Source organism: Alterluteimonas muca (genome assembly GCF_021191595.1).
Lineage (GTDB): Bacteria > Pseudomonadota > Gammaproteobacteria > Xanthomonadales > Xanthomonadaceae > Luteimonas > Luteimonas muca.
Map to the genome: position 1 here is coordinate 367,532 of NZ_JAIWPS010000002.1, position 19,821 is coordinate 387,352.

Annotated in this window: 23 protein-coding genes; 11 read left to right on the forward strand and 12 right to left on the reverse strand. The window is 71.5% G+C overall.

The annotated features are described in order from the left end of the window. Positions 1 to 147: 147 nt before the first annotated feature. The 4 genes from LDO11_RS04980 to LDO11_RS04995 are packed head-to-tail and all read right to left on the reverse strand — an operon-like array spanning position 148 to position 1,607. Positions 148 to 291, reverse strand: a complete 144-nt coding sequence (locus LDO11_RS04980; protein ID WP_232140573.1) for a DUF4177 domain-containing protein — start codon at positions 289 to 291, stop codon at positions 148 to 150. Then, positions 284 to 472, reverse strand: coding sequence for a type II toxin-antitoxin system antitoxin (locus LDO11_RS04985; protein WP_129136234.1), 189 nt, complete (start codon positions 470 to 472; stop codon positions 284 to 286). The genes LDO11_RS04980 and LDO11_RS04985 overlap by 8 nt, the downstream gene beginning before the upstream one ends. Continuing rightward, entirely contained in the window at positions 469 to 741 is a 273-nt protein-coding gene (locus LDO11_RS04990; protein ID WP_232140574.1) for a hypothetical protein, read from the reverse strand. The genes LDO11_RS04985 and LDO11_RS04990 overlap by 4 nt, the downstream gene beginning before the upstream one ends. Then, complete coding sequence (locus LDO11_RS04995; protein ID WP_129136232.1) at positions 741 to 1,607, reverse strand: SPFH domain-containing protein; 867 nt, start codon at positions 1,605 to 1,607, stop codon at positions 741 to 743. The genes LDO11_RS04990 and LDO11_RS04995 overlap by 1 nt, the downstream gene beginning before the upstream one ends. Before the next feature lie 113 nt (positions 1,608 to 1,720). On the opposite strand from LDO11_RS04995, the gene purT reads away from it, so the two are divergent. The 3 genes from purT to LDO11_RS05010 all read left to right on the forward strand — a co-directional run bounded on the left by purT (position 1,721) and on the right by LDO11_RS05010 (position 4,645). Next, entirely contained in the window at positions 1,721 to 2,935 is a 1,215-nt protein-coding gene (gene purT / locus LDO11_RS05000; RefSeq protein ID WP_232140575.1) for a formate-dependent phosphoribosylglycinamide formyltransferase, read from the forward strand. Positions 2,936 to 3,078: 143 nt separating this feature from the next. Beyond that, positions 3,079 to 4,167, forward strand: coding sequence for a VgrG-related protein (locus tag LDO11_RS05005; RefSeq protein WP_232140576.1), 1,089 nt, complete (start codon positions 3,079 to 3,081; stop codon positions 4,165 to 4,167). Position 4,168: 1 nt separating this feature from the next. Next, the gene (locus LDO11_RS05010) at positions 4,169 to 4,645 is read left to right on the forward strand and encodes a hypothetical protein (protein WP_232140577.1); all 477 of its coding nucleotides are present in this window, start codon (positions 4,169 to 4,171) and stop codon (positions 4,643 to 4,645) included. A gap of 58 nt (positions 4,646 to 4,703) precedes the next feature. Here LDO11_RS05010 and LDO11_RS05015 read toward each other — a convergent pair whose 3' ends face one another. Genes LDO11_RS05015 through LDO11_RS05025 form a run of 3 tightly spaced genes read right to left on the reverse strand, consistent with a single transcriptional unit; the run spans position 4,704 to position 7,209 of the window. Continuing rightward, positions 4,704 to 5,918 carry an endonuclease/exonuclease/phosphatase family protein gene (locus LDO11_RS05015; RefSeq protein ID WP_232140578.1) on the reverse strand — a complete coding sequence of 405 codons (1,215 nt, stop codon included), beginning with the start codon at positions 5,916 to 5,918 and terminating at the stop codon, positions 4,704 to 4,706. Then, positions 5,915 to 6,655, reverse strand: a complete 741-nt coding sequence (locus LDO11_RS05020; protein ID WP_129136227.1) for an arginyltransferase — start codon at positions 6,653 to 6,655, stop codon at positions 5,915 to 5,917. The genes LDO11_RS05015 and LDO11_RS05020 overlap by 4 nt, the downstream gene beginning before the upstream one ends. Next, complete coding sequence (locus LDO11_RS05025; protein ID WP_232140580.1) at positions 6,640 to 7,209, reverse strand: hypothetical protein; 570 nt, start codon at positions 7,207 to 7,209, stop codon at positions 6,640 to 6,642. The genes LDO11_RS05020 and LDO11_RS05025 overlap by 16 nt, the downstream gene beginning before the upstream one ends. Before the next feature lie 145 nt (positions 7,210 to 7,354). On the opposite strand from LDO11_RS05025, the gene LDO11_RS05030 reads away from it, so the two are divergent. Beyond that, complete coding sequence (locus tag LDO11_RS05030; RefSeq protein ID WP_232140581.1) at positions 7,355 to 8,065, forward strand: EF-hand domain-containing protein; 711 nt, start codon at positions 7,355 to 7,357, stop codon at positions 8,063 to 8,065. Between the two features lie 106 nt (positions 8,066 to 8,171). Here the strand turns inward: LDO11_RS05030 and LDO11_RS05035 are convergent, their stop codons facing one another. The 4 genes from LDO11_RS05035 to LDO11_RS05050 all read right to left on the reverse strand — a co-directional run bounded on the left by LDO11_RS05035 (position 8,172) and on the right by LDO11_RS05050 (position 11,376). After that, entirely contained in the window at positions 8,172 to 9,308 is a 1,137-nt protein-coding gene (locus tag LDO11_RS05035) for an RNA polymerase sigma factor (protein ID WP_129137301.1), read from the reverse strand. Positions 9,309 to 9,406: 98 nt separating this feature from the next. Continuing rightward, positions 9,407 to 9,811, reverse strand: a complete 405-nt coding sequence (locus tag LDO11_RS05040; protein ID WP_129136225.1) for a DUF2007 domain-containing protein — start codon at positions 9,809 to 9,811, stop codon at positions 9,407 to 9,409. Between the two features lie 16 nt (positions 9,812 to 9,827). Beyond that, positions 9,828 to 10,727, reverse strand: coding sequence for an acyl-CoA thioesterase II (gene tesB, locus LDO11_RS05045; RefSeq protein WP_129136224.1), 900 nt, complete (start codon positions 10,725 to 10,727; stop codon positions 9,828 to 9,830). Positions 10,728 to 10,797: 70 nt separating this feature from the next. Then, positions 10,798 to 11,376 carry an N-acetylmuramoyl-L-alanine amidase gene (locus LDO11_RS05050; protein ID WP_232140583.1) on the reverse strand — a complete coding sequence of 193 codons (579 nt, stop codon included), beginning with the start codon at positions 11,374 to 11,376 and terminating at the stop codon, positions 10,798 to 10,800. A gap of 92 nt (positions 11,377 to 11,468) precedes the next feature. Between LDO11_RS05050 and LDO11_RS05055 the strand changes: the two genes are divergently transcribed. The 3 genes from LDO11_RS05055 (at position 11,469) to rlmKL (ending at position 14,737) form a co-directional block, all read left to right on the forward strand. Next, the gene (locus tag LDO11_RS05055) at positions 11,469 to 11,972 is read left to right on the forward strand and encodes an MOSC domain-containing protein (RefSeq protein ID WP_232140584.1); all 504 of its coding nucleotides are present in this window, start codon (positions 11,469 to 11,471) and stop codon (positions 11,970 to 11,972) included. After that, positions 11,969 to 12,499 carry an alpha/beta hydrolase gene (locus LDO11_RS05060; RefSeq protein WP_129136221.1) on the forward strand — a complete coding sequence of 177 codons (531 nt, stop codon included), beginning with the start codon at positions 11,969 to 11,971 and terminating at the stop codon, positions 12,497 to 12,499. The genes LDO11_RS05055 and LDO11_RS05060 overlap by 4 nt, the downstream gene beginning before the upstream one ends. 69 nt (positions 12,500 to 12,568) lie before the next feature. Further along, positions 12,569 to 14,737, forward strand: coding sequence for a bifunctional 23S rRNA (guanine(2069)-N(7))-methyltransferase RlmK/23S rRNA (guanine(2445)-N(2))-methyltransferase RlmL (gene rlmKL / locus LDO11_RS05065; protein WP_232140585.1), 2,169 nt, complete (start codon positions 12,569 to 12,571; stop codon positions 14,735 to 14,737). A 40-nt stretch (positions 14,738 to 14,777) separates the two neighbouring features. On the opposite strand, the gene LDO11_RS05070 is transcribed toward rlmKL, so the two are convergent. Continuing rightward, positions 14,778 to 16,274 (reverse strand): aminotransferase class III-fold pyridoxal phosphate-dependent enzyme, encoded by a 1,497-nt coding sequence (locus LDO11_RS05070; RefSeq protein ID WP_232140586.1) that lies wholly within the window; start codon positions 16,272 to 16,274, stop codon positions 14,778 to 14,780. Between the two features lie 117 nt (positions 16,275 to 16,391). On the opposite strand from LDO11_RS05070, the gene LDO11_RS05075 reads away from it, so the two are divergent. From LDO11_RS05075 to yajC, 4 genes are all read left to right on the forward strand, one after another. Further along, on the forward strand, positions 16,392 to 16,823 hold the full coding sequence (locus LDO11_RS05075; protein WP_232140587.1) for an Lrp/AsnC family transcriptional regulator: 432 nt from the start codon (positions 16,392 to 16,394) through the stop codon (positions 16,821 to 16,823). A gap of 270 nt (positions 16,824 to 17,093) precedes the next feature. After that, on the forward strand, positions 17,094 to 18,158 hold the full coding sequence (gene queA, locus LDO11_RS05080) for a tRNA preQ1(34) S-adenosylmethionine ribosyltransferase-isomerase QueA (protein ID WP_232140588.1): 1,065 nt from the start codon (positions 17,094 to 17,096) through the stop codon (positions 18,156 to 18,158). Positions 18,159 to 18,223: 65 nt separating this feature from the next. After that, positions 18,224 to 19,357: a tRNA guanosine(34) transglycosylase Tgt gene (gene tgt, locus LDO11_RS05085; protein WP_232140589.1), complete on the forward strand. Its 1,134-nt coding sequence runs from the start codon at positions 18,224 to 18,226 to the stop codon at positions 19,355 to 19,357. 105 nt (positions 19,358 to 19,462) lie between these two features. Further along, entirely contained in the window at positions 19,463 to 19,801 is a 339-nt protein-coding gene (gene yajC / locus LDO11_RS05090; RefSeq protein WP_232140590.1) for a preprotein translocase subunit YajC, read from the forward strand. Positions 19,802 to 19,821 lie beyond the last annotated feature (20 nt).

A 19,821-nucleotide genomic window follows, 5' to 3' on the forward strand; every position in this document is an offset into this window, starting at 1 on the left:
CATCAATCTCCCTGGGTTGCGGTGGGCGATCCCGGTGGATCGCATGCGCAGGCTGCCACAGAGTTGCAGGCCGCCGCCCGGAGCGCACTCGCCCGCGCCGCGGCGCCGGCCTCAGCCGCGGCGCTTCAGGAACAGCAGGGTCGGGGCCTACTGGCCGGGATGCGCCGCGTTCACCAACTCCCAACCCTGCGCGCCGAGTACGCGCAACCGCTCCTCGATGTCGGCGGGCCTGATCGTGCCCCACACGTTGCCCTTGACCTCTTCGACCTTGTACTGCCAGCGATCACTCATCGTCGTGTCCTTCGTCTGTGGAGCCACGCGGGCCGTCGAGCCGGCCCGCCCTGCGCAGCGCGTCGCGCAATACGTATTCGATCTGCGCGTTGACGCTGCGGAGCTCGTCGTCGGCCCAGCGCTGCACCGCCGCGAGGATCTCGGCGTTGATGCGCAGCGGGTAGGCCTTCTTCGCGGTCATGTCCCGCCACGTCGCCGGCGGATGACATCCACCAGGACCGCCACCGCCAGCCCGTTGACCGCGAGCGCCATCGCCACCGCGACGGCCAGCGTGCGGGTGCGGTCGCCGCCGGCCCAGGCCAGGCCCAGGGCGCCGGCCAGCATCGCCAGGCCGACCAGGCGCAGCACGGTCGCCATGCGCGGGCGGTCGTGGCGGAAGCTGCGTGCCAGCAGGAACGCCGGCACGCTGGTGAGCGCGATCAGCGCCGCCGCGAACATGCCGTCGGCCATCAGTACAGCGAACCCGCGTTGACCACCGGCTGGGTGCCGCGGTCACCGCACAGCACGACCAGCAGGTTGCTGACCATCGCCGCCTTGCGCTCCTCGTCGAGCTGGACCACGCCGGACTTCTGCAGTTCGGCCAGCGCCATCTCGACCATGCCGCAGGCGCCGGCGACGATGCGCGCCCGTGCCGCGACCACCGCATTCGCCTGCTGGCGCTGCAGCATCGCCTGGGCGATTTCCGGCGCGTAGGCGAGGTGGCTGATGCGTGCCTCGAGCACGTCGACGCCGGCCTTGGCCAGGCGCTCGTCGAGCTGGACCTTGAGGTGCTCGGAGATCTCGTTGGGGTGGCTGCGCAGCGAGATCTGGCCTTCCTCGTGCTGGTCGTAGGGATAGCTGGTGGCCATCGCGCGCAACGCCGCCTCGGACTGGATGTGCACGAAGCTCTCGTAGTCGTCGACGTTGAACACGGCCTCGGCGGAATCCACCACCTTCCACACGATCACCGCGGCGATCTCGATCGGGCTGCCTTCGAGCTCGTTGACCTTGAGCCGTCCGCTTTCGAAGTTGCGCACCCGCAGCGAGACCTTGCGCTTGCTGAAGAACGGGTTGTTCCAGCGCAGGCCGTTGTCGTGGACGGTGCCGACGTACTTGCCGAACAGGCTCACCACCGCCGACTGGTTGGGCTCCACCATGTACAGGCCGACCATCAGCAGCAGCGCGAGGACGCCGACGCCGATCGCGGCCACCAGCTGCAGGCCGGGGCCGCCGCCGAGTGCGGCGTCGAAGAACGCCCAGCCGGCAGCGGCCAGGAGCAGCAACAGGCCCAGCAGGATCGGAATGCCGGGCAGGGAACGGGTCGGGTTTTCCTTCATGGCGGTCTCCGCAGGGCCGGGGTGGCCTGCGGTGATTGATATCGAAATGATATCTATCTGTCAACTCGGTTGCCGCCGCCTACAATGGCGCCCCCTCCCGGCCAGGAACCACCATGCTCCGTCTCGGCACGCCGCTGTCCCCGTCCGCCACCCGCGTGTTGCTGCTGGGCTCGGGAGAACTCGGCAAGGAGGTGGCGATCGAGCTGCAGCGCCTGGGCGTGGAGGTGATCGCCGCCGACCGCTATGCCGATGCACCGGCGATGCAGGTCGCCCATCGCAGCCATGTGCTGGACATGCTCGACGGCGCCGCGATCCGCGCGCTGGTCGCACGCGAGCGCCCCCACCTGATCGTTCCCGAGATCGAGGCCATCCACACGCAGACCCTCGAGGCGCTGGAGCGCGAGGCCGTGCAGGACGGCAGCGGCATGCGGGTGATCCCCACCGCCCGGGCGGCGCGGCTGACCATGGATCGCGAGGGCATCCGCCGGCTGGCGGCCGAGACGCTGGGCCTGCCGACCTCGCCGTACCGCTTCGTCGACACCGTCGAGGACTACCGCGCGGCGGTCGCTGGAATCGGCCTGCCGTGCGTGGTCAAGCCGGTGATGTCGTCGTCGGGCAAGGGACAGTCGCTGGTGCGTGGGGACGCCGACGTGCAGCGCGCATGGGAGTACGCACAGACCGGCGGCCGCGCCGGCGCCGGACGGGTGATCGTCGAGGGCTTCGTCGATTTCGATTACGAGATCACCCTGCTGACCGTGCGCCATGCCGGCGGCACCGCGTTCTGCGCGCCCATCGGCCACCTGCAGCGTGATGGCGACTACCGCGAGAGCTGGCAGCCGCAGCCGATGTCGCCGGGCGCGCTTGCGCGTTCGCGCGATATCGCGCGCGCGATCACGGACGACCTCGGCGGCTGGGGCGTGTTCGGGGTGGAACTGTTCGTGAAGGGCGACGAGGTGTGGTTCTCCGAGGTCTCGCCGCGCCCGCACGACACTGGCCTGGTCACCCTGGTCTCGCAGGAACTGAGCGAATTCGCACTGCATGCGCGCGCGATCCTCGGCTTGCCGGTGCCGGTGGATGCCGACGGCACCGTGACGGCGCTCGGTGCGTCGGCCTCGTGCGCACTGCTGGCCGAGGGCCACGGCGTGCCGGCGTTCGCCGGGGTCGAAGCGGCGCTGCGCGCACCCGATACCGCGCTGCGGCTGTTCGGCAAGCCGCGCGTGGAAGGGCAGCGCCGGGTCGGCGTGACCCTGGCGCGCGCTGCCGATGTCGATGCCGCACGTACGGTGGCACGCGAGGCGGCGGCCGCGCTGACGATCTCGCTGGACTGAGCCGTCGGTCCTGCGGCTTCGCGCGCCGGCACCGGCAGCAGGCTGCGAACCCGGTCGCACCTGCGCGCCGGCTAGGGTCGGCCCGGGGATGCCCGTGCGTGGCGCGCCCGCGACACTCGGGGCATCCACCGGAGACCCCTGCCATGGCCATTTCCCCTGTCAGCGACCGCGTGTCTGATCCGGGCATCCCGCAGCCGGCCCGCGACCGCCATGAGATCGCCCGCGGCGACACCCTGTCGGCGATCGCCGTGCGCTACGGCGTGCCGCTGGAGTCGCTGCTGGCGGCCAACCCGCGCGTGCTCAATCCGGATGTCATCTATCCCGGCGAGGTGATCGAACTCCCCCAGGGCAGCCGCGGCCTGGAAGTGCGCGCCGGCGACACGCTGTCGGGGATCGCGGCACGCGAGGGCCTCGCGCTACGCGATCTCGTCGCGGCCAATCCGGCGATCCGAAACCCGGACCTGATCCACCCGGGTCAGTGGCTGGCCCTGCCGGGGGCGAGCGCCACCGCGCCCGCGCCGGCCCCCGCGCCTGCAACCTCGGCACCGGTGTCGGCTCCGGATGCGTCACCGCCTGCCGGCAATGGTGCCGGCGACGGCCACGTGCCCGGTCGGCTGTCGGAACGCTACGAGACCGGCGGCCGCGGCCCCGGCACGGTATCGACCGGGCAGGGCGACCCGGGTGGCGTGTCCTACGGCAGCTACCAGCTGGCCACCAACCGTGGCAGGCCGCAGGAATTCCTCGCCAACGAGGGCGCGCGGTGGGCGGCGGAATTCGCGGGCGCAGCGCCGGGCAGCGCGGGCTTCAGCGCGACCTGGCGTGCGATCGCCGCGCGCGAGCCCGATGCCTTCGGCGCCGCGCAGCACGCCTTTATCGAACGCACGCACTACGACGTGCAGATGGTCCACGTCAGGCGCAACAGCGGCATCGACCTCACCACCCGCTCGCCGGCGGTGCGCGACGCGGTGTGGTCGACCGCCGTGCAGCACGGGCCGCAGTCGGCGGTGGTCAACCGCGCGATCGCGAACGTCGAGGCGCGCGGCATCCGGCCCGCCGATGGCGAGACCTACGACCGCGCGCTGATCGATGCGATCTACGACGAGCGCGGGCGCCGCGACGCCAACGGCAATCTGGTCTATTTCAGCAGTTCGCCGGCATCCACCCAGCAGAGCGTCGCCAACCGCTTCGCCAGCGAACGTGCCGACGCGCTCGCCATGCTGGAGGGCCGCTGACATGCGCGGTACGCCCACACGTCGACGCCGCGATGCGGGGGTGCTGGCGATGGCGCTGGGCGCAGCGCCGTTGCTTGCGGCCTGCGCGCAGGAGGCGCCCGCCGGCCAGGCGCCGGCCGCCCCGGACCCCGCCGGTCTCTGGCACCTGGAGGGCACGCGCACCGGCACGCTGAGACTCGAACAGCAGGGCGGCGAGTGGGAGGTCGCGGTTGTCGCCGGGGGCGACCCTGCCGATGGCCCCGGCGTCGCTGCCGACTGTGAAATCCACGCGCGTGGGCCACTGCGTGACGGGCGCATCGAGGCACCGGTGGTGCCGTTCGAAGGCGACACCATCAGCGTCAGCGCTGCGGATCTCGAGGCCGAGCCGGCGCAGGTGCGCGTCGAATTCGACGGCGATGTCGCCCGGGTCAGCAGCGATTACCGCGGCTGCGGGCTCCGCGGCGGGGTCGACGGAAGCTATCGCCGCGACGGATCCTGAGCCGCGCCGATCCGCTGTGTCCCGTGGCCGGGCAGCACGCTCCGCAACGGACCCCTTTTCAGGGTGCGAGGTCGACCCATACCAGCCGATGGTCCGAACCGTCGACGAGGTCCGCGCCCGGTTCGCCCGGTGCCGGCCAGTACACGCCGGTGCCGGCCAGGCGCATGCCGGTGGACGGCAACGCATAGTCCAGCCGCAGCACGCCGACACGGCCACCAAAGTCACCGGTGCCATGGGCGGGGTTGCCGCCCCTGCCGGCGTGCACCGCGGGCGCGGCGCGCGCGGCGGCGAGGGCACCGGCGCTCGATGGCGTGGGATGGCGCACCACGCGCGGATGCCCGAGCAGCGCGTTCACCGCCTCGTGCAGCCCGTCGCCATCGGCCGGATCGTTGTTGAGGTCGCCGAGGATCACGAAGCGCGCGTCCCCGGGCAGCCCGCCGCAGGCGCCGGCGTCGTCGCACAGCCATGGCTTCGCGCCGGGCGAGATGTATTCGCGCCACAGGCGGATCTCGTCGGCGTTGCGGCGGCCGTTGCGGTCCTCCGGGCCATCGAACACCGGCGGCGTGGGGTGCGAGGCCAGCATGTGCACGGTGCCCAGCGGCGTGCGCACCGGCACGTCCCAGTGCGACTTCGACGACAGCCGCAACTGCGACCACACCGCATCGGCATGGAACGGGCGGCCGTCCGGAAGCACCGGCCGGCGTGCATCCGGCAGCGCGCTCCAGCGCAGGTGCTGGAAGGTGCGCGCGCGTGCGCCGTCGATCGGGTGGCGCGACAGCAGCAGCATGCCGTACTGGCCCGGGTGCAGGCCGTAGCCCCAGGCATCGTTGCCGTACGCGCGGCCTTCAGCGCCCACCTGGCCATCGCCGTCGAGGTCCAGCCCGCTGGCCACGCCGGTGTTGACCGGCGCGAAGTAGCGGTAGGGATAGCGCAGCGCGGCACCGCCCCCGGGCTGTGCGACCTCGAGGTAGTCGCGCTGGAACAGGTCGGCCGCGCGCCCGTCGGGATCGAAGTCGAATTCGTTGATGAGCACCACGTCCGGGCGCACGCGCTGCAGCACCGCCGCCACCTTGCGGGCATCGGCGTCGCCATTGGCCAGCCGCGCGACCAGCCCGCCGGCGGTGTCGGCATACAGCGAGGCGTTGTAGGTGGCGACGCGCAGATCGGAATCGGACATGGCACGGCGGTAGGCGGCGGGGTCGCCGTGGACGTTGACGCGCACGCAGCCGGCAAGCAGCACGAGCGCAACAGGCAGCAGCAGGAGTCGCATCATCGGGTGGGGTCGTCCTCGCACATGTCGCGCCAGCCGCGGCCATCGAACCGTTCCAGCGGGCGGAACCGGCGTTTGTAGTCCATCTTGCCGTGGCCGTCGATCCAGTAGCCCAGATACAGGTGCTGGCGGCCATCGCGCCGGGCCCATTCGATCTGCCGCAGGATCGCCAGCGTGCCGAGGCCACGCGCAGCCTCGTCGGGCTCGTAGAAGGTGTAGACCGCCGACAGTGCGCCTTCGACCAGGTCGGTCACCGCCACCGCCAGCAGCCGGCCACCGGCGCGCAGTTCCAGGAAGCGGGCATCCGCCCAGCGGCCGAGCAGGAACTGGTCGAACTCGACAGCGCCGTGGCTGTCCATGCCGCCGCCCGGATGGCGCGCCTGCAGGTAGCGGCGGTACAGCGCCAGCCGCTCGTCGTCACGGCTGGCCGGGCGCACGCGTGCCTCGACATCGCCATTGCGGGCCAGGCAGCGGCGCTGGCTGCGGTCGGGCCGGTAACGGTCCAGCGGGATGCGCACCGGCACGCAGGCGCGGCAGCCGGCGCAATGCGGGCGGTAGACGATGTCGCCGGAGCGGCGGAAGCCCCACTGCAGGGCCTGGCCGTAGAACGCCGGCAGTCGCGCGTCGCGTGGGTCGAGCACCAGGTCGCGTGCCTCGCGCTCGGGCCAGTAGCCGCAGGCATGGGTGCCGGTGTGGAACAGGCGCAGGTTGTCGCTGACGGCGCTCACGCGGTGCTCCATCCCGCCAGCAGGCCTGCGAGCCCGCCGACCACGCCTCCGGCGACGACGTCGCGCATGCCGTGGCGAGCCAGCGCCAGCCGCGAGGCGATGATGGCGATCGCGAACAGCAGCATCGCAACGCCCGCCGCAGGCTGCCATGCGCCCAGCAGCAGCGCGGCATACACGGCGAACGCGGCGTGCAGCGACAGCTTGCACCAGCGCGTCGCCAGCAGCGCCACGGCGATGATCGCCGCGGCCAGCGCGAGGCGCAGCGACAGCCCGGGCTGCGGCGACGCCAGCAGTGCGCCAAGCACGAACAGCGGCAGCAGGAACACATTGAGGCTGCGACGTTCGTGCACGTTGCTGGCGTCGACATGCCGCCAGTGTCCGCGGCGCACGCGCCACCACGACCATCCCAGCACCAGCGCCGCGCATACCGCGATGCCGGCGGCGGCGCGCGCGGTGCCTGCGGCATCGATCGTGGCCATCGGCAACAGCAGCGCGAGCGGCAACACCAGCAGCGGGTGGCCGAGGATCGACACGAGCCGGGCCGGCAGGGTGGGGAAGGACGGCATCGCCGCGAAGGATACCGGAGCGGGTCGCGCGGCCTGCGACTGTCGCCCGCCTGAACGCGGCTGGCCGGCGGTCAACGTGCACGGCGCAGCGGGCGTTGATGTGCTCACCAGCGGCCAATCACGCCGCCTACTGGAGATAGGCACGATGAAGATCCACATGCTCGCCGCCGCCACCCTGGCGATGCTCGCCGCAGCCGGTGTCCACGCTGCCCCGCCGGAACAGGCCCCCCACGCCCGCGTGCTGCAGCTCGACAGCAACAGCGACGGCGTCATCGACCGCACCGAAGCCGCGGCATCCACGCGGCTGGCCGCGCGCTTCGACGACCTCGATGCCAATGGCGACGGCCGCCTGCAGCGCGGGGAACTGCGCGGCGCACGCAAGGGCCACGGGCCCCGTGGCGGCCATCGCGGCGGCCACCGCCACGCCGGCATCGACGCACTGGCGCGACTGGATACCGATGGCGACGGCCGCATCAGCCGTGGCGAGCTCGAGGCGGCCAACGCCGCACGCGAGGCACGTGCCGGTGCGGACCCGAAGCGCGCCGCGCGCACCGGACACCGCGCACGCCCCGACCTGCTGGCGCAGTTCGACGCCATCGACCGCAACCGCGATTCACTGCTGAGCCGCGGCGAACTGCGCAGCTGGTCCGAGGCCCAGCGGCCGCAGCGCGAGGCGGAAATGCAGCGCCGCTTCGACGAGCGCTTCAGCGCCGCCGACCTCAACGGCGATGGCCGGCTGAGCCGGGTCGAGGTCGACGAGAAGATGCCGCGTATCGCCAGCCGCTTCGCCTGGTTGGACGAGAACGGCGACGGCGTCCTCGAGCGCAACGAACTGCGTCCGCAGCGCGGCCGCTGAGCACCCATCCAACGGTCCACGCACGTGACCGGACGCCCGCGCAGGCAACTGCGCGGGCGTCGTCATTTGCCCCAGGGGGATTGCCGGCATGCGGCGCGGGTGCGGATCAGCCCTGCATGTAATACATCGCCAGGATGCCGGCGACGACCAGGTTGCTGATCAGCAAGCCGCTGGGCCCCATCGACAGCCGGTAGCCGAGCGTGCGCCAGTAGGCATTGCGCGGGTTGCGTTGCGCATCGCGCTGCACCAGCGGGTTCATGACCCGCGGCACCGGCACCAGCATGATGTAGTTGAGCACCACGAAACTGGCGCCGATCGCCGCGTACATGAGGATGCGCGTTTCCGCCAGCCAGGTGACACCGACGAGGAACCCGCACGCGAGCGCGGTCAGCAGGTAGGTGTCGTAGGCGCGCAGGATCGCGCGGCGCTCGGTTGCGTTGTCGGCATAGCGGGTCAGCACGCGGCGGAACAGCCACGCGGTGAGCACTCCGCTGAGCATGCCCGACGCCACCGCGCCGGCGGTACCGAAGACCAGCTTGCCGGCGAGGCCACCGGCGATGGTGCTGCCGGTGGTCGCCATGCCGGCCGCTGCCGCCGGCTTGCTGATCCCGCCCAGTGCCGCGGTCACCGCCACCGCGAACGTCGTCGCCGGCGCGCTGCCGTTGGCGAAATCGCGGAAGCGCTCCAGCAGTTCGGTGCGCAGGCAGCGCCGTGCACGCGACAGCCGCTTGCGCACGGCCGCATCCGACAGCCCCAGCAGCGCCGCCACCTGCTTCGAGTTCTGGCCCTCGCGGTAATACAGCAGCAGCACCTCGCGGCTGTCCTCGGGCAGTTCGGAGATCAGTTCGGCGGCGATCGCATCGCGTTCCTGGTCGAGCAGGCGCCCGGCCGGGCACTGCTCCGGATCGGCGGCGCGGGCGATCGCCAGTTCCGCGGCCTCGCCATCCAGCGGGCGGTTGCGGTTCGCGCGCAGGTGGTCGCGGGCGAGGTTGCGGGTGATCTGCCGCAACCAGGGCAGGAAGCTCGAGGGGTTCTGCAGCCGCGGCAGGTGCCGCCATGCCGAGAGGAAGGCTTCCTGGGCGATGTCCTCGCTGGTGGCCACGTCGCGGGTGATCGCCAGCGCCACCGCGGTCACCGTGTTCTGGCTGGCAGCCACGATGCGGCCGTAGGCGTGCGCATCGCCGCGCGCCGCGGCCGGCAGCTCACGCGAGATCAGCTCGTCGATGGGAAGCGCGCAGGCCATGTCCATGGCGGTGTCCGGTTCGGGAGGTCATTCCCTGACGCAGGGCCGGGCCAAGTGTGACGCGCGCCGCGCCACCCGCCAACCATGCGATGACGCGCTCAGACCGCCCAGATGGCCATGGCCGCGATCACCGCGATGACGATCAGCAGCACGCGGCGGAAGCGGCTGATCCGCTGCAGCGCCGAAGGCGGCAGCACCGGTTCGGCCGGAACCTGCGGCAGTGCGTTGCCGGTCCCCACCGGGGACTGTGCGACCGGGCGCGTGGTGGGCCCGGACAGCCCCGCCTCGCGCATCAGCGCGCGCGCGCGCGGCTGGTCCTCGGAGTGGATCACCCACACCGCCGCCTGCGGGGTGTTGCCGGCGGTGCGGTAGTTGAAGTGGCGGCGGCGGTTGCCGTGGTAGGAACGGCCGTTGGTGATGCGCACCGGGATGCCCTGTTCCTCGAGCCACTGCGCGACCTTTTCCACGTTCTCGAGCCGCGGACTGCTGAAGACCTCTCTCACGTTGCTGCAACCTCTGTCATTCGTGCGACGGCACCTGGGCCGCGGCCTGGGCGTCACGGACGACGCGGATCAACCCTTCCTGCGCGGTGCTGGCCACCAGGCGGCCATTGCGGTCGTAGATCATGCCGCGCGCCAGGCCGCGCGAATCCTGCGCGCTGGGGCTGTCGATGGAGTACAGCAGCCAGTCGTCGACGCGGAACGGGCGGTGGAACCACAGTGCATGGTCGAGCGAGGCCATCTGCACGTTGGGCTGGTAGTAGCTGATCCCGTGCGGGAAGGTGGCCGTACCCAGCAGGTGGAAGTCCGATGCGTAGGCGAGCAGGGCGCGGTGCAGCTCCGGCGCATCGCCGACCGCTTCGGCCAGGCGGAACCACACCTGCTGGTAGGGCGGGCGCTTGGGCGGGTTGAGCTCGTCGCGCGGATAGACGTGGCGGAACTCGAACGGGCCGCTGCGGCTCAGCCAGCGCTGCACCTTGGTCGGCAGCGTCGCCAGCACCGCGTCGGGCACCGACGGCGACGGCGCGATGTCCTCCGGCGCCGGCACTTCCGGCATCGACAGCTGGTGGGTGGCCGCGCCGCCCTCGTCGGCCTGGAACGAGGCCGCGCAGAAGAAGATCACCCGGCCGTGCTGGATGGCGGTGACCCGGCGGACCGAGAAGCTGCCGCCCTCGCGGGTGCGGTCGACCTCGTAGACGATCGGATGGTCGACATCGCCGGCACGCAGGAAGTAGGCATGCAGCGAATGCGCGGTGCGCGGCTGCGCCAGCGTGGCCTGGGCGGCGGACAGCGCCTGGCCCAGCACCTGCCCGCCGAATACGTACTTGGTGCCGATGTCGCGGCTCTGGCCGCGGAACAGGTCGTTTTCCAGGCGTTCGAGCGTCAGCAGTTCGACCAGTTCGGCAACGTGCGGGTTCATTTGGAGGGCAGCGCAGGAGGACCGCGGATTATAGGCGGCGCGCCCTGCATCGCCGGCAACGGCGCGGGGGCTAGGACGCAGGCGGCGACAGGCGCTCGAGCCCGCACCCCGCGAGCACCCGCGGCCACGGGAACAGCGGGCCCGGGTCGACCTTGCGTGCCACGCTGCGGGCCGGATCGTCGCTGGCGGGCATGCGGTCGGTGTCGAGGTCCTCGTGGCCGGCGATGAAGCGCAGGCCGGGCAGGGCGGCGCGCAGGTGGGCGAGCAGGCCCAGCAGCGCATCGACCTGCGCATCCGGATAGGGCTCGGTCATCGCCTGGTGGCGGCTGTCGTACCAGTGCGGATACCGCCCGGTGTTGACCAGCTCGATGCCCACCGAGCGCGGGTTCCAACCACGCACGTGGTGCGCCATGCGCCCGGCGGGCACGTATTCGTGGAGGCTGCCGTCGCGGTCCACATACCAGTGCCCGGCGGCGCCGGTGCCGGCCTGCGGATACAGCACGCGCTCGCCGTATTCGCGCGCCATCGCCATGTCGGGGAGTTCCGTGCAGTGGATGACCACGAGATCGATGTCGGCGATATCGCGCGCCTGCAGCCGCGCCACGTAGGGCAGGTGATCGATCTGGATCGCGGGAAGCGGTGTCCTCATGCCGGCGGATGCTAGCAGCGGCGTGGGGCGATACGCCGGCATGTCGCGCGATGCGACCGTGACCGCTGCGGCGCCTGCTAGCATTTCGCGGGATGAGCCGACTGCCGCCCCCGGAATCCGACCTTTACCGGTTGATGAGCCGCTTTCCGGCCAGTGGCCGGGTCGAGTGGATCGGCGTGCGCCCGTCGCGCGGTGCGCCGGTGGTCGAGCTCGACGACACCCTCGCGCAGGCCGGCGGCGGCCTCGAGGGCGACCGGTACACCGGTGGCAGCGGCAAGCGTGGTGTCACCCTGATCCAGGCCGAGCACCTGCCCGCGATCGCCGCGCTTGCGCGGGTGCCGGCACTCACTCCGGCCGTGCTGCGGCGTAACCTGGTGGTCTCGGGGATCCCGGTGATCGCGCTCAAGGGCTGGCGGTTCCGCGTCGGCGAGGTGGTGCTGGAAGGCACCGCGCCCTGCGACCCCTGCTCGCAGATGGAAGCCACGCTCGGCCCGGGCGGCTACAACGCGATGCGCGGCATGGGTGGGCTGTGCGCGCGCATCATCGAGGGCGGCGTGCTGCGTGTCGGCGACCCCGTGGAGTGGATCGGCGCATGAGCGTGCGCGGCCACTGCATCCTCTCGCACGGCTTCGAGAGCGGCCCCGAGGCGACCAAGGTCACCGCGCTCGCGGACGTCGCCGAGCGCCTTGGCTGGAGCCACGAGCGTCCGGACTACACCGACCTCGATGCGCGTCACGAAGTGAGCCGGCTCGGCGATGTCGCCGCAAGGCTCGACCGGCTGCGGGCACGCGCGCATGCCGCGGCCGCGGGCGGACCGCTGGTGCTGGCCGGATCCAGCCTCGGCGCATGGATTTCCGGCCGGGTCTCGCTGGAGGTGCCGGTGGCCGGCCTGTTCCTGATGGCGCCGCCGGTGCGGATGGGCGAGGCGCCGGCGCTGGAAGCCGCCGCGGTGCCGACCGCCGTCATCCACGGCTGGGACGACGAGCTCATCACCGCCGCCGATGTGGTGGCCTGGGCGCAGCCGCGGCGCGCGCGCCTGCTGCTGGTCGACGACAGCCACCGCCTCGCGGCGCACGTGGATGCGTCGGCGAAAGCCTTCGCGGAACTGCTGGCCGGGCTCTGAGGTCATCGTCCACGGGCGCCGGCCGCGCATCCGCGCGACAATGGCCGGCCCTTCGTGTCCGGATCGCCGATGAAGTTCTTCGCCAGTTGCGCCAAGGGCCTGGAATACCTGCTTGCCGACGAGCTTGTCGCCCTGGGTTGCGCACGCGCGACCGCGGCCATGGCCGGCGTGAACGTCGAGGGGGAACTGGTGGACGCGCAGCGCGCCGTGCTGTGGTCGCGGCTGGCCAGCCGGGTGCTGTGGCCGCTGACCGACTACGACTGCCCCGACGAGGCCGCGCTGTACGCCGGCGCGCGTGCACTGCCGTGGCACGAACACCTGGAGGCGGGGATGACGGTCGCGGTCGATGCACATGTCTCCGGCGAGGCGATCACCCATGCCCGTTTCGCCGCGCAGCGGATCAAGGACGCCGTGGTCGACGCGATGCGCGAACACGACGGCACCCGTCCGGATGTCGACCTCGACGACCCCGACCTGCGGCTCAACCTGGTCGTGCGCAAGGGGCGCGCGATCCTGTCGGTGGATCTCGGCGGCGGGCCGCTGCATCGCCGCGGCTGGCGCCAGGCGCACCACGAGGCGCCGCTCAAGGAAACGCTGGCGGCGGCGGTGCTGGCGCGCGGGGGCTGGGATCGCCTGCATGCGCAGGGTGCGGCCCTGCTGGACCCGATGTGCGGCAGCGGCACGTTGCTGATCGAGGGCGCGCTGGTCGCTGCCGATGTCGCCCCCGGGCTGCATCGCGGCGACGTGCCGGGCCGCGCGCCGTCGCGCTGGGCCGGCTTCGACCGCGACACCTGGCGCGAGCTGCATGACGATGCCACCCGGCGTGCCGAAGCCGGGCTGGCCGCGCTGGCGCCGCGCTTCCTCGGCACCGATGTCGATCCGGAGGCGATTGCCGCCGCGAAGGAGAACGCCGGGCGCGCCGGCGTCGCCCATGCAGTCGACCTGCGCGTGGCCGACCTGCGCTCGCTGCAGCCGGCCGACCTGCCGCCGGGCCCGCGCGAAGGTGATGCACCGCCGGGGCTGGTGGTCGCCAATCCGCCCTACGATGCGCGCCTGGCCGCGGATCCGGCGCTGTACCGCGCGCTGGGGCAGACCCTGCAGCGCATCGCACCGGAGTGGCGGGCGAGCCTGCTGTGCGGCGACGACGACCTCGCGCACGTCACCGGCCTGCGCGCGCGCAAGCGCTACCGGATGTTCAACGGCGCACTCGAGTGCAGCCTGATCGTGGTCGAGCCGCTGGCGCAGGCGCCGCGCGAGGAGATCGCACGGCCGCTGTCGGACGGGGCGCAGATGGTCGCCAACCGCCTGCGCAAGACCCTGCGTGCGACGAAGCGCTGGCGCGCGCAGGAGGGCATCAGCTGCTACCGCGCCTATGACGCCGACCTGCCGGAGTACGCCGCGGCGATCGATGTCTACACCCCGGTGGATGCGCCGGACGCGCCGTGGCTGCACGTGCAGGAGTACGCGGCACCGTCGGAAATTCCCGAGGACATCACCCGGCGCCGGCTCGCGGACCTGCTCGCGGCCGCGCGCGAGGTGTTCGGGGTGCCGCGTGAACGGGTGGCGGTGAAGACACGCGCGAAAGGCAAGGGCGGCAGCAAGTACGGCCGCTTCGATGCGCGCGGCGAGTTCCTCACCGTGCGCGAGGGCGATGCGCTGCTGCGGGTGAACCTGTTCGACTACCTCGATACCGGGCTGTTCCTCGACCACCGCCCGCTGCGCGCGCGCATCGCGGCCGAAGCCGACGGCATGCGCTTCCTCAACCTGTTCTGCTACACCGGCGCGGCGACCGTGCAGGCGGCGGTGGGCGGCGCGGCGCAGACCACCAGCGTCGACCTGTCCGGCACCTACCTGCAGTGGCTGGCGGACAACCTGGAGACCAACGGGATCGGCGGCCGGTTGCATCGCCTGGTGCAGGCCGATGCGCTGGCGTGGCTTGAAGCCGAGCGCGGCGAGTACGACCTGGTGTTCTGCGACCCGCCGACGTTCTCCAATTCCGCGCGTGCCGATGATTTCGATATCCAGCGCGAGCACGTGCGCCTGCTGAAGGCGGCGGTCGCACGGCTGTCGCTGGACGGTGTCCTCTATTTCAGCAACAACTTCCGCCGCTTCCGGCTGGATGTCGACGCGATAGCCGCATTCGCCGGCTGCGAGGAGATCAGTGCGGGGACGATCCCGCCGGACTTCGCACGCAACCCGCGCATCCATCGCGCGTGGCGGTTGCAGCGGCGGCGATAGCAGCCCGTCTCCCGCGTAACGGGAGACGGGCGTAGAGGCCTCAGGCCGCCCTGGCCTCGCTGCGGCGCGGGCCTTCGCGCAGTGCACGGCCGACCATCGACACCAGCAGGTCGAGCTCGTCGTCGCCGATGGCGAAATGCGGAGTGAAGCGCAGCGAGTTGGCGCCGCCGTGGATCACGCCGATACCGCGCTCGCGCAGCCACTCCTCGGTGGAACCCGCGCCGTAGCACTTGAACTCGGGCGCCAGTTCGCAGGAGAAGAGCAGGCCGGTGCCCTGGACCCTGGTGATCAGGCCGCCGAGCTCCTCCTTCAGTGCCTCCAGCTTCGCCACCGACTGCTCGCCCGCATTGCGGATATTGGCGCGCAGCTCGGGGGTGATCGCGCCGAGCATGGCGCTGGCGACGTCGAGCGCGCGCGGGTTCGCGGTCATGGTGTTGCCATAGACGCCGCTGCGATAGAGCTCCGCCGAGGCCGCGTTCACCGCCAGCACCGAGAGCGGGTACTGACCGGCGTTGAGGGCCTTGGAATAGGTCTCCATGTCCGGGATGTCGGCATCACCGAAGCCGGGATAGTCGACGATCGACAGCACGCCGTGCGCGCGCAGGCCGGCCTGGATCGAATCCACCAGCAGCAGCCCGCCGTGCTCGCGGGTCAGGCGGCGCGCGGTGTCGTAGAAATCGCGGGGCAGGGCACGGCCCGGGTCGCCTTCGCCCATCACCGGCTCCAGGAACACCGCCTCGATGAACCAGCCGTTGGCGGCGGCGTCGGCGAACACCTGTTCCAGCGCGGCGGCATCGTACGGCTCGACCGCGATCAGCGAATCCTCGCCACGGAAGCTCGCCAGGTGCTGCAGGTAGGTCTTGCGGGTGGAGTCGGAATACAGCGCCGGGCGTTCGGTGCGGCCGTGGAAGCTGCCCTTGACCACGATGCGTTTGACGGTGGCGCCGGCATGGCGCGCGCCGGGATCGGTCTGCAGCTTGGTGTTGATGTCGGCGATGCGTGCCGCCAGGCCGACCGACTCGGAGCCGGAGTTCAGGCACAGGAACGCCGCGAACGGGCAGCCACCACGGGTATGGCCGATCTCGGCGCGCACCGCGCGTTCGAAGCGCAGCTGCGCCAGGCTCGGCGTCATGATGTTGGCCATCGTCTGCGGGCGGGCCATCGCGTCCAGCACCGCTTCCGGCGTATGGCCGAGGCCGAGCATCCCGTAGCCACCGGAATCGTGGATCACCGCACCCTTGAGGGTGATGATCCACGGGCCGTGCGCGGCGAGCGCCACGTACGGGTTCACGCCATCCACCGGATAGAAATTCACGAAGCCGGCCTGCACGGCCTGGATCTGCGCGTCCTCGTCGAGATCGAGCAGGTCGGAGAACTCCTCGCGGATGCGCAGGTAGGCCTCGACCGCGTTCACCGCGGCCTGCTGCAGGCCGGCGTCTTCCGCGAAGCGGGCGAGCGCGGCGTCGTCCAGGCCCGGGGTGCGGCAATGGCCGCCATGCGCGCGCAGCGGGGCGAGGATCTGGGTGATGCTGGCCATGGGCGGCCTCCTGTCGTGAACGTCACCTTCATTATTGGCGACTCGATCGTCGATCGACAGACCGGATTTGTACGAAAATCAGGCGATCATCGTCATATCGACGTAACCCGGTGACATATGAAGCTTTCCGAGGCCGACCGCGGCCTGTTGTCGGTACTGCGCGAGAACGCGCGCGCGTCCACGGCGGAGATCGCGCGACGGCTCGGGATGTCGCGGACCACGGTGCACAGCCGCATCGAGCGGCTGGAGCGCCAGGGCGTGATCGCCGGCTACACCGTGCGGATGGGCAGCGCGGCCGAGCGCGGCCATATCCGCGCCCACATCATGATCACCGTGGCGCCGAAGCAGATGCCGGCGGTGGTGGATGCATTGCACGCGATGCCGGAGCTGCGCGCCCTGCATTCGGTCAGCGGGCCGTTCGACCTGGTCGCGCTGGCGATGGCGCCGGGCGTGGAGGCCATGGATGCGCTCACCGACCGCATCGGCGCGCTGGACGGCGTCGAGCGCACCACCTCGTCGATCGTGCTGTCGGCCAAGTTCGAAAGATAAACCGTCCCACGTCGCAGGCGCGGGACAGCACCGCCCCTCCCGCCCGCGGGAGCGGGGGGAACCACCTGCGCTAGCAGGTGCTGGGGCGAGGGCACCAGGCGCCTGCACGCCACGACGTCAGTCGCAGCGCCGGCCGACGTGAGCTGCTGCCCGCATCCGGACCACCCCGCCTGTCACCCCGGCGCGCCGTGCACGAACCGGCGCGCCCCAACCCGTGAGTGCGCCCGCACGCGCACCTACAATGACGCCCCGTTTCCCGCCGTGCCTGCCTTGAAGAAGTCCGACTTCCACTTCGAACTGCCACCGGAACTGATCGCGCAGGCGCCGCTGGCCGAGCGCTCCGCCAGCCGGCTGCTGGTGGTGCCGCCGGGCGAGGGCGCGTTCGAGGATCGCGGCATCGCCGATCTGCCCGAGCTGTTGCAGCCGGGCGACCTGCTGGTGTTCAACGACACCCGGGTGATCCCGGCGCGGGTCTTCGGACACAAGGCCAGCGGCGGGCGGGTGGAGATCCTCATCGAGCGGCTGCTGCCCGGCAACGAGGCGCGCGCGCAACTGGGTGCCAGCAAGCCCTCGCGCCCCGGCACCCGCATCATCCTCGAGGGCGGCGGCGAGGCCGGGGTGCTCGGCCGCGAAGGGGCGTTCTACCTGCTGCGCTTCGACGTGGATGGGCCGCTCGATGCGTGGCTGGAGCGGGCGGGGCAGCTGCCGCTGCCACCCTATATCCGTCGTCAGCCCGGCGCCGGCGACAGCGCCCGCTACCAGACCGTGTTCGCGCGCAACACCGGCGCGGTGGCCGCGCCCACCGCCGGCCTGCATTTCGACGAGGCGCTGCTGCAGCGCCTGCGCGCACGCGGCGTCGGTTTCGGCCACGTCACCCTGCACGTGGGCGCGGGCACCTTCCAGCCGATGCGTGTCGACGACATCCACGCGCACCTGATGCACAGCGAATGGCTCGACGTCGGCGCCGATCTGGTCGCACAGGTGCAGGCCACGCGCGCGGCCGGCGGACGGGTGATCGCGGTGGGGACGACAGTGGTGCGTGCGCTCGAGAGCGCCATGCCCGAAGGCGAGCTGCAACCCTTTGCCGGCGAGACGCGCATCTTCATCTATCCCGGCTACCGCATCCGCAGCGTCGATGCGCTGGTCACCAACTTCCATCTCCCCGAATCCACCCTGCTGATGCTGGTCTCGGCCTTCAGCGGCCGCGAACGCATCCTCGCCGCGTACGACCACGCGGTGCGGGCGCGCTACCGCTTCTTCTCCTACGGCGACGCCATGCTGCTGTTCCCATCCGCGGGGACGGCGGGCATCCCGTCAGGACAGGCCGGCGACTGAACGCACGCGCCGGGCGACGTGCCGGTGGCGTCTACAATGCGCGGCCGCTCGCCCCGTGCCGTTCCATGTCCCGACTCCGCTTCGACCTCCTCACCCGCGATGGCGCCGCCCGCCGCGGCCGGCTCGCGTTCCCGCGCGGCACGGTGGAAACCCCGGCGTTCATGCCGGTCGGCACCTACGGCACGGTCAAGGGCATGCTGCCCGACCAGGTGCGCGCACTCGGTGCGGAAATCATCCTCGGCAACACCTTCCACCTGTACCTGCGGCCCGGGCTCGAGGTGATCGAGGCGCATGGCGGCCTGCACGGCTTCGCACGCTGGGATGGCCCGATCCTCACCGACTCCGGCGGCTTCCAGGTGTTCTCGCTGGCCCACAAGCGCAGGATCACCGAGGCGGGGGTGACCTTCGCCGCGCCCACCGACGGCTCGAAGGTGTTCCTCGGGCCGGAGGAGTCGATGCACATCCAGAAGGTGCTGGGTTCGGACATCGTGATGATCTTCGACGAGTGCCCGCCGGTGCAGGTCGACGGGCGGCCGGTCGACAAGGACGTGGTGGATCGCTCGATGGAACTGTCGCTGCGCTGGGCCGAGCGCTCGAAGCGCGCCCACGAGGGCAACGACGCCGCGCTGTTCGGCATCGTCCAGGGCGGGGTGCACCACGACCTGCGCAGCCGCTCGGCGGATGGCCTCAAGGCGATCGGTTTCGACGGCTACGCGATCGGCGGGCTTGCCGTCGGCGAAACCGAGGACGAGCGCAACGCGATGCTCGACCACACCTGCCCGCAGCTGCCCGGGGACCGCCCGCGCTACCTGATGGGCGTCGGCCGCCCGGAGGACCTTGTCGAGGCGGTGGCCCGCGGCGTCGACATGTTCGATTGCGTCATGCCCACCCGCAACGCGCGCAACGGCCATTACTTCACCGCCAGCGGCGCGGTGCGCATCCGCAATGCGAAATACGAACACGACCTGCGCCCGATCGAGGAAGGTTGCGGGTGCCCGGCCTGCGCCGGCGGCTACAGCCGCGCCTACCTGCGCCACCTCGACCGCTGCAACGAGATGCTGGGTCCGATCCTCGGCACCCTGCACAACCTCTGGCACTACCAGCAGCTGATGGCGGGCATGCGCGCGGCGATCGAGGCGGGAACCTTCAGCGCGTTCCGCGAGTCCTTCCACGCACGCCTCGCGGGCGGAGCACCCTGACGCGGCTGCCGTCAGCCGCCGCCCGGCGGGCAGCGCGCCGCGCCGGCTCCGGCCGCGTGGCATAATCGCCCGCTGTCTTTCGCACAACCCCTTACGGACCCGACGATGAACCTGCTGGATTTCGTGATCGCTCCCGCCTACGCCGCCGCCCCGGCGCCGGCCGCGCCGAGCATGCTGCAGACGCTGATGTTCCCGATCATCCTGATCGCGATCATGTACTTCCTGATGATCCGCCCGCAGATGAAGCGCGCGAAGGAACACCGCAACATGCTGGAGAAGCTGTCGGTGGGCGACGAGGTCATCACCGGCGGCGGCATCGCCGGCACCGTGCGCTCGATCGGTGAGAGCTTCGTCACCGTGGAGATCTCCAACGGCGTCGAGATCCGCGTGCAGAAGGGTTCGATCGGTACCGTGCTGCCCAAGGGCACGCTGAAGTCCGCCTGATCCGACGCTGCAGGACCTGC

Bases quoted from the DNA above. Each gene is read 5' to 3' on its own strand.
- LDO11_RS05075 (WP_232140587.1), top strand. From the start codon at position 16,392: ATGAAGCTTTCCGAGGCCGACCGCGGCCTGTTGTCGGTACTGCGCGAG.
- LDO11_RS04990 (WP_232140574.1), bottom strand. From the start codon at position 741: ATGGCCGACGGCATGTTCGCGGCGGCGCTGATCGCGCTCACCAGCGTG.
- LDO11_RS04985 (WP_129136234.1), bottom strand. From the start codon at position 472: ATGACCGCGAAGAAGGCCTACCCGCTGCGCATCAACGCCGAGATCCTC.
- LDO11_RS04995 (WP_129136232.1), bottom strand. From the start codon at position 1,607: ATGAAGGAAAACCCGACCCGTTCCCTGCCCGGCATTCCGATCCTGCTG.
- tgt (WP_232140589.1), top strand. From the start codon at position 18,224: ATGTCCCGACTCCGCTTCGACCTCCTCACCCGCGATGGCGCCGCCCGC.
- LDO11_RS05005 (WP_232140576.1), top strand. From the start codon at position 3,079: ATGGCCATTTCCCCTGTCAGCGACCGCGTGTCTGATCCGGGCATCCCG.
- LDO11_RS05050 (WP_232140583.1), bottom strand. From the start codon at position 11,376: ATGAGGACACCGCTTCCCGCGATCCAGATCGATCACCTGCCCTACGTG.
- rlmKL (WP_232140585.1), top strand. From the start codon at position 12,569: ATGAAGTTCTTCGCCAGTTGCGCCAAGGGCCTGGAATACCTGCTTGCC.
- LDO11_RS04980 (WP_232140573.1), bottom strand. From the start codon at position 291: ATGAGTGATCGCTGGCAGTACAAGGTCGAAGAGGTCAAGGGCAACGTG.
- purT (WP_232140575.1), top strand. From the start codon at position 1,721: ATGCTCCGTCTCGGCACGCCGCTGTCCCCGTCCGCCACCCGCGTGTTG.
- LDO11_RS05020 (WP_129136227.1), bottom strand. From the start codon at position 6,655: ATGGAGCACCGCGTGAGCGCCGTCAGCGACAACCTGCGCCTGTTCCAC.
- LDO11_RS05015 (WP_232140578.1), bottom strand. From the start codon at position 5,918: ATGATGCGACTCCTGCTGCTGCCTGTTGCGCTCGTGCTGCTTGCCGGC.
- LDO11_RS05030 (WP_232140581.1), top strand. From the start codon at position 7,355: ATGAAGATCCACATGCTCGCCGCCGCCACCCTGGCGATGCTCGCCGCA.
- LDO11_RS05035 (WP_129137301.1), bottom strand. From the start codon at position 9,308: ATGGCCTGCGCGCTTCCCATCGACGAGCTGATCTCGCGTGAGCTGCCG.
- tesB (WP_129136224.1), bottom strand. From the start codon at position 10,727: ATGAACCCGCACGTTGCCGAACTGGTCGAACTGCTGACGCTCGAACGC.
- LDO11_RS05010 (WP_232140577.1), top strand. From the start codon at position 4,169: ATGCGCGGTACGCCCACACGTCGACGCCGCGATGCGGGGGTGCTGGCG.
- LDO11_RS05025 (WP_232140580.1), bottom strand. From the start codon at position 7,209: ATGCCGTCCTTCCCCACCCTGCCGGCCCGGCTCGTGTCGATCCTCGGC.
- LDO11_RS05070 (WP_232140586.1), bottom strand. From the start codon at position 16,274: ATGGCCAGCATCACCCAGATCCTCGCCCCGCTGCGCGCGCATGGCGGC.
- LDO11_RS05055 (WP_232140584.1), top strand. From the start codon at position 11,469: ATGAGCCGACTGCCGCCCCCGGAATCCGACCTTTACCGGTTGATGAGC.
- yajC (WP_232140590.1), top strand. From the start codon at position 19,463: ATGAACCTGCTGGATTTCGTGATCGCTCCCGCCTACGCCGCCGCCCCG.
- LDO11_RS05060 (WP_129136221.1), top strand. From the start codon at position 11,969: ATGAGCGTGCGCGGCCACTGCATCCTCTCGCACGGCTTCGAGAGCGGC.